Genomic DNA, 16,807 nt, shown 5'->3' on the forward strand with positions numbered 1-16,807 from the left:
CGGAGCGGTCACGTCTCGCGACCGCTCGCGGCGGGGAGCGTAACCGAGAACGTCGTCCCCGCGCCGGGCTCGGAGTCGACCCGGATGTCGCCGCCGTGGCGTTCGACGATCCGCTCGCACAGCGCGAGCCCCACTCCGGTTCCGGCGTGTTCCTCGTGTGTGTGAAGCCGCTGGAACACCTCGAAGATCCGATCCTGTTCCTCGGGGTCGATGCCGATCCCCCGGTCGCTGACCGAAACCCGCCACATCGAGCCCGCACGCTCGGCCGTGACCGAGACCCGCGGCGGCTCGTCGCCGCTGTACTCGAGCGCGTTCGACAGCAGGTTCTGGAACACCTGCCGAAGCTGATCCGCATCGCCGTCGACGACGGGCAGGGACTCGGTCGCGATTTCGGCGTCGGTCTCCTCGATCCGCAACTGGAGGTCGGTGAGCACGTCGTCGACCACCTCGTTCAGGTCGGTCGGTTCGAGCGGATCGCCCCGGGTCTCGACCCGCGAGTACTCGAGGAGTGCGTCGATCATCGCGCGCATGCGCTCCGCGCCGTCGACGGCGTAGTCGAGGAACTCCTCGCCGTCCGCGTCGAAGACCTCGCCGTACCGATCCTCGAGCAACTGGAGGTAGCTCGTCACCATCCGCAGCGGTTCCTGCAGATCGTGCGAGACGGCGTACGCGAACTGCTCCAAGCGTTCGTTCGACGCCTCGAGCTTTCGCTGATACTCTCGGCGTTCCGTGATATCCTGCACCAGTACCATGCCGGCGGCGATGTCACCGTCGTCGTTCTCGACCGGGAGCGTGTGCACGAACCAGTGGCGGTCGTGGAACTCGATCTCGAGGGTGTTGGGGTCGCCGTCGAGCGCCGCTCGAAAGTTCGGCTCGAACTGCGCGGCCAGATCCGCCGGGTAGCGCTCCCAGAGGGTCTTGCCGACGATCTCGTCCGCCGAAACGCCGACTCCCTCCAGAATCGCCCCGCCGGCGGCCGTGTACCGGAGGTCCTCGTCGAACAGCGCCACTGCACCGTTCGGGAAGTTCTCGACGAGCGTCCGGTACCGTCGTTCGGACGCCGCAAGTCGGCGTTGGGCCCGCCTGCGGTCGGTAACGTCGCTCATCGTGACGACCCCGCGAACCACCTCGCCGGTGTCGTCACGGATCGGCATTCCCTCCACCTCGACGCACCGGTGTTCGCCGTCGGCAGCGTCGATCTCGAAGACGTCCGGTTCGGTGACCGCCTCGCCGCGAAGTACTCGGGCCAGCGGCATCTCTTCGGGCTCGACTCGCTCGCCCGAGTCGGCCCACCACACCGGGTACTGCTTGTAATCCTCGACGGAGTCGGCGTCGAACACGTCCCCGCCCCAGATGTCGTGTGCCGTGTCGTTGGCCGCGACGAGCTCCCCGTCGGCCTCCGCGACGACGACACCGACCGGGAGGACCTCGAACAGGGTCTCGAGTTGTTCCTTGTTCCGCTCGAGTTCGCGCTTGCGCTCCTCGCGTTCGGAGACGTCGCGAACGACGCCAGCGCGACCGACCTCGTCGTCGGTCTCGAAGGGGGTAAGCCGGGTAACGACCGGGATCTCGCCGTCGGCCGCTTTGACGCGCTCGTCCAGTTCCGCGATGTCGGTTTCGCCCTCGATCAGCTCCCGCTGGAGTCGCTCGGCTCGGTCGACCTTCGGTTTCCGGAACACCGACGAGGCGTGCTCGCCGACCAGCGACTCGCGGTCGCGGTCGAGCATGGTCGCGAAGGCCTCGTTTACGGTGAGGAATCGGCTGTCCCCGTCGAGGACGTAGACGCCGTCGTCGATCGTCTCCAGGATCCGCTCGTACCGCTGGAGTGTCCGCTCGCGCGTCTTTCGCTGGGTGATATCGCGGTCCGAGACGATGATCGACACCACCTCGCCGTCGTCGTTCGTGACCGGCCGGAAGTAACCGCTGAGCGCGTACCGCTGGCCGTCCGGGCCGGTGAGCTCCGTCTCGAAGTCGACGTACTCGCCGGCCGCCGCCCGTGCAGTCCACTCCTCGACGTCGTCTCGGACGGCCGCGGATTCGCCCCACCAGGGAGTCTCCCAGAACGGCTCGCCGATCACAGCCTCGAGGTTGGCCTCGATGTACTCCATCGCCGTCCCGTTGATGTCGAGTACCGTTCCGTCCGGTTCGAGCAACCCGACGAGGATGTTCGGGTCCTCGAAGACGGCCTCGTATCGGCGCTCCTTGCGCTCGAGTTCCCGTTCGCGCGCCCGTCGCTCGGTAACGTCCCGGGAGATAGCGAGCACGTACCCCCGATCCAGTTCGACGTAGGACGCGTTGACTTCCACGGGATAGGTCGTCCCGTCCCTTCGCCGGTGGCGGCCGTCGAACGTGATCGTCCCCTCCGCTCGCAGGTCATCGACGAAGGACTGCCAGGCGTCCCGATCGGGAAGCCCGGTTTCGACATCGGGGACGGTTAGGTCCAGGAAGGTCTCCCGAGAGTAGCCGCGGCGTCGACAGGCCGTCTCGTTGACGTCCAGGTACCGACCGGTGTCCGGATCGATGACCAGCACGCTGTCGGTGGAGTGGTCGAGCAGAACGCGGAACAGTTCGAGCTCCCGCTCGCGGCGTTTCTGCTCGGTGATATCCTCGATGATCCCCTCGACGTCGACCAGGTCGCCGTCGTCGTCGAAGACGCCGCGGCCGTAGTCCCTGACCCACCGCCGGTCGCCGTCCGCGGTTTCGATCCGGTAGGTCTCCGAAAACGTCCCCCCATCGCCAGCCTCGCGTTGCACCGCCTCCCAGAGGTCCCGACGGTCCGCCTGAACCACGACGTCCTCGCCCCAGACGACGTCCCCGCGCTCGAGCGCCTCGGGCTCGTAGCCGGTGATGTCCCGACAGGCATCGCTGACGAACTGCATGGGCCAGCCCCGCTCGTTCCGACAGCGGTAGACCATTCCAGGAACGTTGTCGATCAGCGTCGAGAGCTGTCGTTCCCGTTCGCGGAGCTCCTGTTCCAGCTCCCGGCGTTCGATGATGGCCTCGGCGCGCTTCCGATCGCTCACGTCTCGAACGATGCCGACGGTTCCCCGGAATTCGCCGTCGTCGATCAGGAGACTCGATCGGAGTTCACAGGGGATCGTCTCCCCGTCGGCAGTCCGTACCGTCAGTTCGAACGGTTGCTGCGGCCGTTCGCCCGTCTCGAGGCGAGCGTCGATGTGCCGTCCGATCCGCTCGTGATCGTCCTCGTCGATGACGAGCGAAACGGTCGCTCCGAGAAGTTCGTCGCGCGTGTAGCCGGTCAACTCGACGAGACGGTCGTTGACCGCGACGAACTGCCCGTCGGGATCGAGCTGGTAGATGGCATCGTCGACGATGTCCACGAGCGTTCGATACCGCTGAAGCGCCTCGGACTCGTCGACGTCCCCCCAGAACGTCAACCCCGGGGCGTCCGCTCGGTCGCTCATGTCCGCGGAAAAAGTGACGAAGGCGTATAAGCTCCGTCCCGGTGCATCGCGTCCCCGGTCGGCGTCGCGTCTCCCTGACCGCAGCCACGGACCGAACCGCACCACCCGCCAGCCTGTGCGGAGCGGGGTCTCCGTCGACAGCGGCAACTACGAGGAGGTCCAGTCGAACCGGTCCGGCTCCCGGGCCGCCAGCGCGGTCCGGACCGCGGCGACGTTCTCGGGAACGTCGTGAACGCGAATCAGGTCGGCCCCGCGGTCGGCCGCGAGGGCGGTGGCTGCGACGGTCGCCTCGAGTCGCTCGCCGGCCTCGCGGCCGACCCGTTCGAACATGGATTTGTGGGAGTGACCGAACAGCACCGGACAGCCCAACGCCCGGAACTCGTCGATGCGGTCGAGCAGTTCGAAGTTCTCGCTCGCGGACTTGCCGAAGCCGATGCCGGGATCGACGACGATCTGGTCCCGGTCGAGGCCGGCCTTTTCGGCCAGCAGCACCCGCTCGGAGAGCTGATCGATCACGTCCGCGACGACGTCGTCGTACTCGACGTCGCGGTCCGGCACGACCGGCGCGTCGATGCTGTGCATCACCACCAATCCCGCGTCGTGCTCGGCGGCGACGAAGCGCATCTCGGGGTCCTCGAGTCCCGACACGTCGTTGACGATGTCGGCACCGGCTGCGAGCGCGGCGTCCGCGACGGTGGCCCGGCGGGTGTCGACCGAAATCAGCGCGTCGAGGTCTGCGATCCGTTCGATCACCGGGACGACCCGGTCCAGTTCCTCGTCGACCGAGACGGGGTCTGCCCCGGGTCGCGTGGACTCCCCACCGACGTCGATCACGTCGGCGTCGGCCGCGACCATCGACTCCGCGCGGGCCACGGCGTCCTCGAGCGCGTCGTACTCACCGCCGTCGTGGAAGCTGTCGGGAGTGACGTTCAGGATGCCCATCACGGCCGTCCGATCCCCCCAGGGGTAGTCCGGGCCGCTCGAGCCGTCGGCCGTCCGGTCGGGGGTCGCGGACCGGTCGTCCGTTCCCGTCGTCGCGGCTGCACCGTCGCCGTCGGCTCCCGCGTCCGCGTCCCTCCCGACGTCGACGGTCGGCTCGGCTCCGGCGTCGAGCTCGAGCGTGTCCCGTAACTCCCGGGCGACGTCGGCCAACCCGTGGGGCCGGGTCCGGGTCTCGAGCGCGTCGACGAGCGCCTCGAACTGGGCGAGCGTCCCCATCAACACGGCGTCGACGGCCTCGTCGTCCCGCTCGAGGCCCGAGAGGGCACACTCCCCGCCGAGGCGCAGCAGCTCCTCTTTGAGGACGGTCGCCTGTCGGTCACGGAGGACCGTCCTGACGACCCGATGGACGGCGTCGCCATCCAGCCGCTCGACGTCGCCCGCGGCGACGTTCGCTTCCTCGAGGGCGTCGCGGGCGTCCGCGAGGTCGCGGACGTGCTTCGGGACGTCGGTGCGGGTCCACCGCGATCGAGCCTCCGCCACGGCGTACAGCGAGCCGGTGACGAGCACGCAGTCGTCGTCGTCGGCGTCGGCGAGCGCCGTCGCGAGGGCGTCCTGCACCGCGGCCTCGGTGCGGACCGCGCCGGCACCGGCAGCCGCGAAGACCTCGGCGAGGACGGCCCGATCCTCGGCGCGGTCGAGGGTCGGTTCGGTCGCGACGACGGCGTCCGGGGTCGGCAGCGCAGCGGCCATCTCGCGGTGGTCCTTGTCGTGCATCGCGCCGAAGACGAGGTGGAGGCGGTCGTAGTCGTACGTCCCGAGCGTCTCGGCGAGCCCCTCGCAGGCACCCGGGTTGTGCGCACCGTCGAGGACGATCAGGGGCTCGGTGTCGAGCACCTCGAACCGTCCCGGCCAGTGAGCGCTCCGCAACCCGCGCTCGAGATCGGCGTCCGAGACGTCACCGACCTGCCGAGCGAGGGTCGCGGCGATCCCCGCGTTTTCGGCCTGGTGTTCGCCCAGCAGCGGGATTCGCGTCTCGAGGTCCCAGTCGGGACCGTCGATCGAGACGGCCGCTTCGGTGTGGTTGGCCCGTCCGTCGTAGGCGACGCGAACGTCCGGTCGCGGCTGCGGTTCCGATCCATCGTCGTCGGTTCTCTCCGGCCCCGTTCCGACGGTTACCACGTCGCCGGCCACCTCGCGGACCGCCTCGAGCGGGCTCCCGGTGACGCCCGTCACGAGCGGCGCGTCGGCCGGCACGACGTGGGCCTTGTCGCGGGCGATCTCCTCGACGGTATCGCCGAGGATACCCGTGTGCTCCAGCGTCACGCTCGTGACGGCGCTGGCGACGGGATCGACGACGCTCGTGGCGTCGTACCTGCCGCCGATACCGACCTCGAGGACGGCGACGTCCACGTCCTCGCGGCCGAACTGCCACAGCGCCATGCCGGTCATCGTCTCGAAGAAGGTCGGGGATTCGCCGTCGGCGGCCCGCTCGGTGACGTACTCGCGAACGGAGTCGACGTAGTCACTGACCGCCGCTCGGGGGATCTTCCGGCCGTCGACGCGCACGCGCTCGCGGAGGTCCTCAAGGTGCGGCGAGGTGTAGAGGCCGACGGAGTAGCCGGCCTCCCGCAGGGTGCGCTCGAGCATTCGGGCCGTGCTCCCCTTCCCGTTGGAGCCGGCGATCTGGACGTAGTCGACGTTCTCGTGAGGGTTCTCGAGGTGGGCCAGCAGCCGGGCCGTCGACTCGGTGCCCGGCTTCGGGCGGAACCGCCGCAGATCGAATAAGAAGTCCGCCGCCTCGTGATACTCCATATCCGAACCACAGAGTCCGCCCGCTTTAGGGTGTCGGACTCGGGTTTCGAGCCGGGTTGTGGATGTCACCGATCGACGGCAGCTACGCGGGAACGAATCGATCGACGGCGGCCGCTCGGAGCGCCACCTCGAGCACCGCACGCAGCAGTTCGCCGGCGATCACCAGGGGGCCGCCAGCCGCCGGGGTCGATGCGCCGAACCGATTGCGGAGACGATCGATCCGATCGGCGCGGTTGGTCTCACGCGCTCGTCGCAGTCAGCGACAGTTCCAGGCCAACGTGGTCGGTAACGTAGTTCGGAACTTCTTCGGCGTCGTCGGCGTAGAACTGGTCCGGCGACGCGCGTTCACGCCAGAATACGCGACGATCCATGGCTTCGACGTTCAGTTCCATCGCGTGGTCGGCCGTGGGCGCCTCGAGGAAGACGTAGTCGATTCGCTTGCCTGCGTCGTCGATCGGGCAGTACGCCGGCGGTGCATCGTTCGGATCGAACGCACAGCCGTCGATAATCGCGCCGTCATTCGTGCCGCCCGGGCCGCTCCCGTGGTCGAGCCACGCGTCGTTCAGGCCGGCGTCGGCCGCGAACGCCTCGAGGTCGTCGGCCGCCTCGCCGTCCGGCGCGATGTTGAAATCGCCAGCGACGACGGTCACGTTTTCCGGACTGCTCTGTTCGTCGACGAACTCCCCTAGTTCGTTGAGCTGCTGGCCGCGGAGCGCCGGGATGTCCTCGTCGCCGCCGTCGGCCCACGGAAGGAGCGATCCGGTCACTAGATGCGTCGTGAACAGATCCACCGCTCCGGGGCCGAGATCTAGTTCGGCGTAGTTGGCGCCCTTGCCGACGTGTGCGTCGACGTAGGTCAGATTACCATCCGGCTCCGCCTCGTACTCGATCGTCGCTTGATCGGTGACCTCGACGTTCGAAACTAGATCGAGCAACCCCGCGCCCTTTTCGCCGCCGTCGGGCTCAGGTCCCGGAATCGCTTCTCCGGACCCGACGACGTCGACGTACTCGGTCTCGACGCTGTCCTGCTCGTCGTTGAACACTTCACAGAGGCCGACGATGTCGTACCCTCCCTCGCCAAGCCGTCGGCCGAGTTCGACCGCGCGTTCTTGATACTGCGGTTTCGCCGCAACGTTGAGCGAAGAGCCGAGAACGCCTTCGATGCCGTCTGTGAGCCACGAGTTTACCCACAGGAATCGATACGACTCGGGGGCCGCTCGACCGGCGACCGGAAGCCCCGACGCGCCGAGTACGACGCCGCCGATTCCGGCCGCGCCGGCTTTTATCGCTGTTCGCCGTCGAACGGCCGGAGGATGCGTGTCATTGGTCATGCCTCTACTCCTGTTTACGGACCGAACAGACTAATAAGTTTACAGTACCATACATTGTATTTGTTGTCCCTCGAACGTAATATCCGCGCTCGTTTCGATACTTCGAGACCGACCAGATGAAAGTCGTCTGCGGCTACTTCGAACCCGGACAGTTCATCCCGGTCCACGCACCCGGTAGCGACATTGCCATCCACACCTGCTCCGGCACCGGGGTCGTCCGCGACGGCGACGACGAGCACGCGGTCGAGCCTGGCGTCATCGATCCCTGACGGAACGACCCATCGGAGAACGGGATCCGCTTGGCTCCCCACACGCAAAACCAGTCGGTGCGTGTTACTCCCATCGCTCATCACCAATTAGTATAGGGTGTTGGTCGTGTGAGAGGTGTATCGATAGCGGAGGCACTCCATGACAGGAACGAACGACTCATATCGAACCCGGCGAGCGAGTGGTCGGCGGATCGGCGATCGACGAACGTTCCTCCGCGCCGTGGCGTGTGTCGGAGCGACGCTTGGCGTACCCGAGACCGTCGCCGGGAACACGACTGACCGGCAGTTTCCACCGCGGAAGCACACCACGTGGAGCGATCCCGTGACGCTCGGCGACGGCGAGGTCCGAACGTTCACCACGGTCACGCCATCGGACGAACCGAGATACCACGGCGTCGTTCTCGAGCGCGATGCACTCACCGGCCTCCCGTCCGCGTCGGCGCTCCGAGCTCGGGCGGAACGCGGCGAACCCGGGGATAAATACGGGCCCGACGGAGCGGCCGTCGAAATCCACCACGCGTGGTCACAGGAGTTTTTCGTTCCGTTTCCCGAGACGTCGGCGACGCCGTTTACGTTCCTCGGGCTGACCTGGAATCCGACAGGCCATCCGCCGCCGGGGATCTACGATCGCCCACACGTCGACGTCCACTTCCACATGCTCGCTGCGGAGACGGTAGACGCCATCGAGGGCCTACACCCGGCGACGTATTCGATTCCGAACCCACGGCTGCCGGAGGGGTATACACGCGTACCGGAACCGACACTCGACGACGACGCCGCAGTCGTGACGGACATGGGCGAACACCTGATCGACCCCGGAGCGTCTGAGTTCAGCGGCGGTCAGTTCACGCACACGCTCATCTGGGGTGCGTACGATACGAACGGCGACGGACGCGGCGAGCTTACGTTCGTCGAACCGATGCTGACGAAGCGCTACCTCGAGACCGTGACCGGCTGCAACCGGTACGAGATACCGCAGCCGCAGGTGTATCCCGCCGCCGGGGCCTACCCGACGGTCTACGGCGTCCGCGACGTTCCGCGCGAGGACGCGATCGCGGTCACGATCGAATCGTTCACCGGCGGGCGGTGACTCGAGGGCACCGCGACAGGACGCTTACGCGCCCTGCAGGCCGGTGGGCGGCCGGAAGAACAGGCCGTCGAACAGGGCGAGCGAGGCGACCGCGACGCCGCCGAGCAGGGTCGCCTCGAGGGGGAGGCCGAAGACGCGACCGGCGAGGAACGCGGCCGCGAACGCGGTCGGAATCAGCCCGAGCAGGAGATCGTATCGGTCGATCGACGAGACGCGATCGGCGAGCCGAACGACGGTATCGAACCCGGTGATGTCTCTCTGCAGCATCGACGCTCACCACCGGGCGGCCGTACGGCGGCCACCGACTAAAATCGTTCGGAAGAGAGTTGCACAGAACGCTGCTCCGCCACCCTCGGTGTCTCTCAGCCGGTCTAAGCGCGAGTGGGGGATCGGCTCCCGCTGGCCGGGCGGGCGACGCGGTTCGAACCCTCGGCGCGAATCGCTCGCGTTACTCGGCAGCCCGCCCCGCCGCCAGCCCCTCCTCGCCAGGCTCGCGGGTGATCTCGAGGAAGGCGTCCTCCAGACTGCGGGCATCGCCGGTCTCGGCGCGGGACTTGAGCGTCTCGGGGTCGCCTTCGGCGACGAGTTCTCCGTCGTGGAGGACGCCGATCTCGTCGGCCAGTTCGTCGACGACGGGGAGGATGTGCGTCGAGAGGAAGATCGTCATCTCGCGGTCGGCCAGTTCCGCGATGGTGTCCCGCATCGTCCGCGCGGCGCGGGGGTCGAGCCCGCTCGTCGGCTCGTCGAGGAAGGCGACGGCCGGTTCGTGCAACACCGCCTGAATGACGCCGACCTTCTGTCGCATCCCTTTCGAGTAGTCCTCGATACGCTTGTTGGCGTCCTCGAGGAGGTCGAACCGCTCGAGCAGCGACTCGATGCGCTCGCTCGCCGCCTCCTCGGGCATGTCGCGGAGGCCGGCCGCGTACTCGAGCTGTTCACGACCGGTAAGTTCGTCGTAGACCGGCGGCTCCTCGGGCAGGTAGCCGATGTGCGGGGTGACCGACTCCCGATCCTGGATGGAGTGACCGGCGACGCGGGCCGTCCCGGCGGTCGGTTTCGTGAGCGTCGTCAGCATCCGCATCGTGGTCGTCTTCCCCGCGCCGTTCGGGCCGAGGAAGCCGTAGACCGTGCCGCGCTCGACATCCATCGTCAGATCGGAGACGGCGGTCGTCTCGCCGTATCGCTTCGTCAGTCCGTCGGTTTCGATGGCGAGGGCGTCGACAGGGCTCATATACGCCTTTTCGTCCGAATATAATTAAAGGTATGTCATGTTCAGCGTCCGTCTCCAGCGGGAAGGATATTCGCTGCGACGGCGCACTGCAACTCGGTCGCAGTCGTCGACCGATGGAATGACAGAAATCCAAATAGTTTTACCCGGAGCGCAACTCGAGTTCGACCATGAGACCCGTCCGTTTCCCCTCCCCACGCTCGAAACGAGGTGGCCGCTGATGGTCCACGCCCCGATCTCGCTCGCCGTGACGAGAACGGAGGTCCGGCGAACCGTTCGAGCCGTCGCCGGAAGCCGAACGAAACTGCTCATGATGGCGGCGGTCGCCCTGTTCGCGCTCGGACCGGTGACGGCCGTCGGGCTCCTCGTGATCCCGGAGCTCGGCGAGCAGGCCGCCACCGGGACGCTCTCCGCGGCCGACGCGACGACAGCGACCGAGTTCGTTACCGGCGGGACCGCAGTCCTGTGGCTGTTTCTGGTCCTCATGGCGGTCATGCGTGCGGTCACGACGGTGGCCGACGTCGACGAACCGGCATTTCTTCTCTTGTCCACGTCCGTTCGGAACACCGTCGTCGGCGTCGTCGCCGCGGAGGTCGCGCTCTTTTCGCTCTGGCTCCTGCCGCCCACGTTGCTCTTCGCGGCCGCGTTCGCCTCCGGCGCGGGAACGGCGCTCCCGGTCGTCGCCGCGTCGCTGCTGATCGTCTCCCTCCTCGCGACCGCCGTCCCCGTCGGGTTCGGCGTCGGCGTCTGGGTCCGCCACCTGCTCACCGCCTACGAACCGATCGCTCGCTACCGGACGCTGCTGTTCGCCGCGTTCTGGATCGTCTACTTCGGTGCGATCGCGACCGGCGGGCTCAACGACGTCATGGCGACGCTGTTCACGCACCTGCAGGCCAGCCCGCTCGGGTGGCCCGGCCACCTGCTGGTCCTCGGTATCCCTGGTCTCGAGCCGTCGGTACCGGTGATCGGTGGCGCGGTCGTCGGCTCGGTGGTCGTCGTCGGCGTCGCACTCGCCGTCGGTACCAGGGGTGCGCAGACGCACTGGTTCGCCGATCCGGCCCGCACCGACGACGACGAAACCGACGAGGAGCCGTCGTCCGATCGACTCGAGGGGCTCCTCTCGGGCGGGATCTCGCGGCCGGTCCGAACGGTGACGGTGACGGCGATCCGTCGAACGAAACGGTCGCCGATCCGGCTGGCGTACGTCGGCTACCCGCTGCTCGGAACGTTCGGGTTCGCCCAGCAGGTCGTCGAGGCCGGAACGCTGCCGTCGTTCGTGGCCGTCCTGTTCTCGCTGTACGTCGTCTGGGCGGCCGGGGCCCTGTTCACGCTCAACCCGCTGGGCGATCTCGGACCGGCGCTCCCCGCCGTCGTTACCTCGACGCTCACCGGCCGGCAAGCGATTCGCGGCCGGATCGTGGCCGGGGCGCTCGTCAGCGTCCCCATCGCGCTGCTCGTGTCGCTCGCCGTGGGGATCGTCAGCCCGCTCTCGCTCGAGCGAACGGGCGCGCTCGTCGCCGGAACCGTCGTCGGGGCGGTCGTCACGCCGGCGCTGGCGTCCGGGATCGGTTCGGCCTTTCCCCGCTTCGGCAGCGTCAACGTCACCAACAATCGCGAAGCAGTGATGCCGAGCAAGACCGCGTTCCTCGTCTACACGCTGGCGATCATGCTCCCCGCGGTCGCCGCCGTCGTGTTGTATCTCGAGGCCCCGGAGACGATCGCCGGACTGATCGCGACGGTTTCGGCGTGGGCGCCGGGACCCGAGCTGACGGTATCCGCCCGCTCGATCACCGTCGGTGCCTGGCTCGTCCTGGTCGGCGGGTTGCTCGCGCCGTTCGTCTCCTATCGGTACGCGGTCGAGCGGTTCGACTGGTACGCGTTCGAGTGAGTCGACCGTCGGGGGACGACGAGATCAGGACTGCGAGGCGTCGATCCACTCCCCCTCGACGTAGTTCTCGACCGACAACGGTTCGGCCGCGGACGCGTCCAGCGAGAGGGCCGCAGCCGTGATCGCCGTCGTGTTCGTCTCGTTGTCGTCGCCGGTGGTCGTCTCGTTGTCGTCGCCGTCGGCGGGATCGTCGTTCCCGACCTGCCGCTCGAGGATCGTCCCGCCGTCGCCGACCGCGACGGCGTACGACGAACCTATCGCGACGCCGTCCAGTTTGGTCTCCACCGCCGTGTCGTGCTGTCGCCACTGGCCGGCCGACTGGCGCTCGTAGATCGCACCGCCGTCACCGGCCGCGAGCCCGTCGCTCCCGTTGCGGTCGATGCCGCGGATGGCCCGTCGCTGATCGTCGACGACGTGGGGCGTCCAGCGAAAACCGTCGTAGCGGTAGACGATGCCGGAGCCGGCGGCGACGTTCACGTCTCGCTCGCCCTGACTCGCGAGATCGAAGAACGCGCCACCCGCGAAGTCGATGCCGATCTGTTCCCACGTCGCCCCGCCGTCGGTCGTCTCGCCGACGAACTGGCTCGTGGTACAGACGTGGCCCGCCTCTCGAGCGTAGTAGTCGATGCCGGGGATCGTCGACCCGCCGCCGGGTTTGACCACCTCCTCGTACTGCATCGCGCCGCTGTCCTGCCGGACGCCGACGAGGAGTTCGCCGGAGCCGTTGACGAACGAGACGCGCTCGTTCTCGCCGGCGGCCCCCTGCACGGCGCAGTCCTCCCACGTGCTCGTCTTGCCACCCGGCGCGGAGTAGTTCGTCAACGTCTGCGTCTCGACGTTGTACTCACCGATGACGCCGCTTCCGCCGACGAACCAGACCGCTTTGCCGTCGTCGGTGGCGTCGATGCCGGTCAGTCGTCGGTTCCGTGCCTGCGGGCCGTACGCCACGACTTTCCGCCAGCCGTCCTCGCCTCGAGCGACGACGTTGCCGTCCGCGCCCGCCGCGAACGGCCCCGCGGCGGTGTCGACGGCGTCGTTGAGCGCCTTCCCGGTCGGTGATTCGACCTGTGTCCACCCCCCGTCGTTCGATTGTGCAGTCGCCGCCGAGCCGAGCGTGAGGACGCCGGCGGCCGTCGATGCGGTCGCGAGCCGAAGTACGTCGCGTCTGGTCTGTTCGGGCATGGATCGCGACCCGGGGTAGCGCTCGAGCGGGGAAAAGGATGTGAGATAGTATACATTTCTGGACCGAGCCGAACGTCGGCGGGAACCGGCGGTCCGACACGAAAGGGGCGGACAGACGGCGGACGTCGGGGGCTGGAAAAGACGGACAAACGGTGAGCGTCAGGGGACGCTAGCGTCGAGCGCGATTACGGACCCGCTCGAGTCGACGTTACTCCGCCGTTCCCCACTCGTCCGTCGTTTTCGGACGGTCGGATACCGACGACACCTCGAGTTCCCCCTCGAAGCTGTCGAGCGCCTCGACGTAGGCCTCGGCGCTGGCGACCGTCGAGAGGTAGGGGATCTCCTCCTCGACGGCCATCTCCAGCGAGTCGCGGTCGCGGCTGACGACGAAGTCGACTTCGCCCTCGCGGATGGCCTGTGGGACGTCGTCGAACTCGGCGATCTCGAAGTGGTCCTCGAAGCCGTCGACGTCGAGGTCGACGACGGCGGTGCCCTCGCTGACTGCGTTGTTGGCGGCCTGCTGGGCCTTCCAGTAGGCCGTCCCGAACTCGCTCGCCGTGCCCATGACCTCGCCCGTGGACTTCATCTCCGGGCCGAGACGCGGGTCCGAGCCCGGCAGGCGGTCGAACGGCAGGACGACCTCCTTGATCGAGGTGTGGTCGGGGATCTGCTCGTCGGCATCGAGGCTCGAGAGCGTCTCGCCGGCCATGACCTGCGCCGCGAGTTTGGCGATCGGGACGCCCGTCGCCTTGGAGACGAACGGGACGGTGCGCGAGGAGCGGGGGTTCGCCTCGAGCACGTACACCTCGCCGTCGCGAACGGCCAGCTGAACGTTCAACAGTCCCTTCGTCTTCAGCGCCGCGGCGATATCTTCGGTGACTTCGCGGACGCGCTCGAGCGTGTCTTCGTCGAGCGAACGCGGCGGAATCATACAGGCCGAGTCGCCGGAGTGGACGCCCGCGCTCTCGACGTGTTCCATGATGCCGCCGATGAGGACCGTGCGGCCGTCGGAGACCGCGTCGACGTCGAGCTCGATCGCGTCCTCGAGGAAGTCGTCCACGAGGATCGGTTTGTCCGGCGCGACGCGGACGGCCTCCTCGATGTAGGTCTCGAGTTCCTCGTCGTCGTAGACGACGTCCATCGCGCGCCCGCCCAGCACGTAGGAGGGGCGGACGAGGACGGGGTAGCCGATGTCGTGAGCGAGCGCCAGCGCCTCCTCCTCGGAGACGGCCGTGCCGCCCTTCGGCTGGGCGATACCAAGCTCGTCCATGAGCGCGTTGAAGCGGTCGCGATCCTCCGCGAGGTCCATCGCCTCGACGGACGTGCCCATGACCTCGCAGTCCAGCTCGCGGCGCTCGAGTTCGTCCTCGAGCGGTTCGCCGATGTTGACCGAGGTCTGACCGCCGAACTGGACCATCACGCCGTCCGCACCGGTCGCCTCGGCGACGTCGGCGACCTCTTCGGCGGTGATGGGCTCGAAGAACAGCCCGTCGGACGTGTCGTAGTCCGTCGACACGGTTTCGGGGTTGTTGTTCACGACGTAGGCGTCGATCCCGAGGTCGCGCAGCGCGCGGACCGCGTGGACCGAACAGTAGTCGAACTCGACGCCTTGCCCGATGCGGATCGGACCGCCGCCGACGACGATGACGCTCTCGATGTCGCGGTCGACCTCGAGTTCGCCGGCGGCCGCGTCACCCAGCAGCGGTCCGGACTCGAACTCGGACTTGCGCGCGGAGTAGTAGTACGGCGTCTCGGCCTTGAACTCGCCCGCGCAGGTGTCGACCTGTTTGTAGGTTCGACCGGGCACTTCCGTCTCGACGGTGTCGACGTCCGCACCGGCCGCCGAGGCGATCGTCGCGTTGGTGTGACCGGCGATCGCCGCCTCGGTGAAGTCGCCCTCCTGGGCGGCGAGCGTCGAGTCGGCGATGCGCTTGTAGCGCTCCGTGTACCACTCGAAGATGCCCGTCAGTTCCTGTACCTCGTCGACGGTGTAACCGCGCTCGAAGGCCTCGAACATCGCGTAGGGACGGTCCGGCGACGGCCGCTCGAGGTAGTGCTCCTCGAGTTCGGCGTCGCTGACATCGGCCCAGTCGACGTCGGGTTCGTACTCGCTCGAGCGGAGCGCCTTCAGCAGGCTCTCCTCGAAGGAGCGGCCGATGGCCATCGCTTCGCCGGTCGACTTCATCGCCGTCGTCAGCTCGAAGTCGACGTCGTCGAACTTGTCCTTGGGCCACCGCGGGACCTTGGTGACGACGTAGTCGATCGCGGGCTCGAAGGCGGCAGTCGTCTCGCCGGTGATCTCGTTGTCGATCTCGTGGAGGCGCTTGCCGAGTGCGACCTTCGCGGTCACGCGGGCGATCGGGTAGCCGGTCGCCTTCGACGCGAGTGCGGACGAACGGGAGACCCGCGGGTTGACCTCGACGACGCGGTACTCGCCGCCGGGGGTGCCGTCGTCGTGCCAGGCGAACTGGATGTTACAGCCGCCCTGAATGCCGAGCTCGCGGATGACGTCGAGCGCGGCGGTGCGCATCTCCTGGTGCCCCTCGTCGGGGACGATCTGGGAGGGCGTGACGACCGTCGACTCGCCCGTGTGGATGCCCATCGGGTCGATGTTCTCCATGTTGCAGATGATGATACACGAGTCGTCGGCGTCGCGCATCACCTCGTACTCGTACTCGACCCAGCCGGCGATCGATTCCGTGATGAGGACCTCGCTGTTACGAGAGAGGCGCAGTCCCTTGCGGACGCGACGCAGGAGTTCGTCCATCTCGTGGACGACGCCGGACCCGGAGCCGCCCAGCGTGTAGGTCGTCCGGGCGATGACCGGGAGTCCGCCGACCTCGTCGACGGCAGCCTGCACGCGCTCGTTCAGGTCCGCTTCGGTCAGTTCCGAGACCTCCTCTCCGTCCTCGAGCGAGATCGTGGTCGACTTCGGAACCGGCTGGCCGATCTTCTCCATGCGCTGGCGGAAGAGGTCGCGGTCTTCGGTCGCGTAGATCGTGTCCAGCGGCGTCCCCATGATATCGACGTCGTACTCGTCGAGGACGCCCTCCTCGGCGAGCTCGGCGGTGACGTTCAGCCCGGTCTGGCCGCCGAGCCCGGCGATCACGCCGTCGGGATTCTCCGCCCGGATGATCTCGGCGATGGCGTCGGTCGTGATGGGCTCGATGTAGACCTCGTCGGCCATCTCCGGATCCGTCATGATCGTCGCGGGGTTCGAGTTGACGAGGACGACGCGAGCGCCCTCCTCCTGAAGCGCCCGACAGGCCTGCGCACCCGAGTAGTCGAATTCGGCGGCCTGTCCGATCTGGATCGGGCCGCTCCCGATCAACAGGATCGTGCGTCCGTCCCCCGTCTCGCCGTCTGCGGCGGTGTCCGTACTCATTTGTCTTGTCCAATCGGAGTTCGCACATCGTAATAAGCCCCACGATACAGTACGAATCTCGAAATGGCTTTTCGAAATTCGAACCCTCGGCGGCAGGTCGTCCCGAAACTCACCGGTTTCTCCCACCAGCGACCGCGCTCCACTGGGTGGGTGTGAACGTCTCGCGTGCCGAGGAGCGGTCGTTCCCCGCAGGACAGACGGAACGTCCGGCACACACGGCCGCATACCTTATGATGGCACGCTCCGTCTCTTCGG

Annotated in this window: 9 protein-coding genes and 1 pseudogene; 3 read left to right on the top strand and 7 right to left on the bottom strand. The window is 67.7% G+C overall.

Features of this window, described 5'->3' with window-relative positions:
- Window positions 1-8: 8 nt before the first annotated feature.
- From BMX07_RS14690 to BMX07_RS14700, 3 genes are all read right to left on the bottom strand, one after another.
- On the bottom strand, window positions 9-3,425 hold the full coding sequence (locus BMX07_RS14690; protein ID WP_090618810.1) for a PAS domain S-box protein: 3,417 nt from the start codon (window positions 3,423-3,425) through the stop codon (window positions 9-11).
- 147 nt (window positions 3,426-3,572) lie between these two features.
- Complete coding sequence (gene folP / locus BMX07_RS14695) at window positions 3,573-6,179, bottom strand: dihydropteroate synthase (RefSeq protein WP_090618814.1); 2,607 nt, start codon at window positions 6,177-6,179, stop codon at window positions 3,573-3,575.
- Between the two features lie 239 nt (window positions 6,180-6,418).
- Window positions 6,419-7,510, bottom strand: coding sequence for an endonuclease/exonuclease/phosphatase family protein (locus tag BMX07_RS14700; RefSeq protein ID WP_090618816.1), 1,092 nt, complete (start codon window positions 7,508-7,510; stop codon window positions 6,419-6,421).
- 101 nt (window positions 7,511-7,611) lie between these two features.
- On the opposite strand from BMX07_RS14700, the pseudogene BMX07_RS14705 reads away from it, so the two are divergent.
- Together BMX07_RS14705 and BMX07_RS14710 are read left to right on the top strand one after the other, a co-directional pair.
- Window positions 7,612-7,764, top strand: a pseudogene (locus tag BMX07_RS14705) (cupin domain-containing protein); the annotation flags it as partial.
- Window positions 7,765-7,918: 154 nt separating this feature from the next.
- A complete protein-coding gene (locus BMX07_RS14710) occupies window positions 7,919-8,869 on the top strand; it encodes a hypothetical protein (protein WP_090618819.1) in 951 nt (316 codons plus the stop codon).
- A 24-nt stretch (window positions 8,870-8,893) separates the two neighbouring features.
- On the opposite strand, the gene BMX07_RS14715 is transcribed toward BMX07_RS14710, so the two are convergent.
- Window positions 8,894-9,136, bottom strand: a complete 243-nt coding sequence (locus tag BMX07_RS14715; protein ID WP_090618823.1) for a DUF8015 family protein — start codon at window positions 9,134-9,136, stop codon at window positions 8,894-8,896.
- Window positions 9,137-9,317: 181 nt separating this feature from the next.
- Window positions 9,318-10,100 (bottom strand): ABC transporter ATP-binding protein, encoded by a 783-nt coding sequence (locus BMX07_RS14720; RefSeq protein ID WP_090618826.1) that lies wholly within the window; start codon window positions 10,098-10,100, stop codon window positions 9,318-9,320.
- Between the two features lie 217 nt (window positions 10,101-10,317).
- Here BMX07_RS14720 and BMX07_RS14725 point away from each other — a divergent pair, with 217 nt between their 5' ends.
- Window positions 10,318-11,985: a hypothetical protein gene (locus BMX07_RS14725; RefSeq protein ID WP_090618829.1), complete on the top strand. Its 1,668-nt coding sequence runs from the start codon at window positions 10,318-10,320 to the stop codon at window positions 11,983-11,985.
- Between the two features lie 24 nt (window positions 11,986-12,009).
- Here BMX07_RS14725 and BMX07_RS14730 read toward each other — a convergent pair whose 3' ends face one another.
- Both BMX07_RS14730 and carB read right to left on the bottom strand, forming a co-directional pair.
- Window positions 12,010-13,167 carry a WD40/YVTN/BNR-like repeat-containing protein gene (locus BMX07_RS14730; protein ID WP_090618832.1) on the bottom strand — a complete coding sequence of 386 codons (1,158 nt, stop codon included), beginning with the start codon at window positions 13,165-13,167 and terminating at the stop codon, window positions 12,010-12,012.
- 208 nt (window positions 13,168-13,375) lie between these two features.
- On the bottom strand, window positions 13,376-16,552 hold the full coding sequence (carB, locus tag BMX07_RS14735; protein WP_090618834.1) for a carbamoyl-phosphate synthase large subunit: 3,177 nt from the start codon (window positions 16,550-16,552) through the stop codon (window positions 13,376-13,378).
- Window positions 16,553-16,807: the final 255 nt, after the last annotated feature.

Source organism: Natrinema salaciae, from assembly GCF_900110865.1.
Lineage (GTDB): Archaea > Halobacteriota > Halobacteria > Halobacteriales > Natrialbaceae > Natrinema > Natrinema salaciae.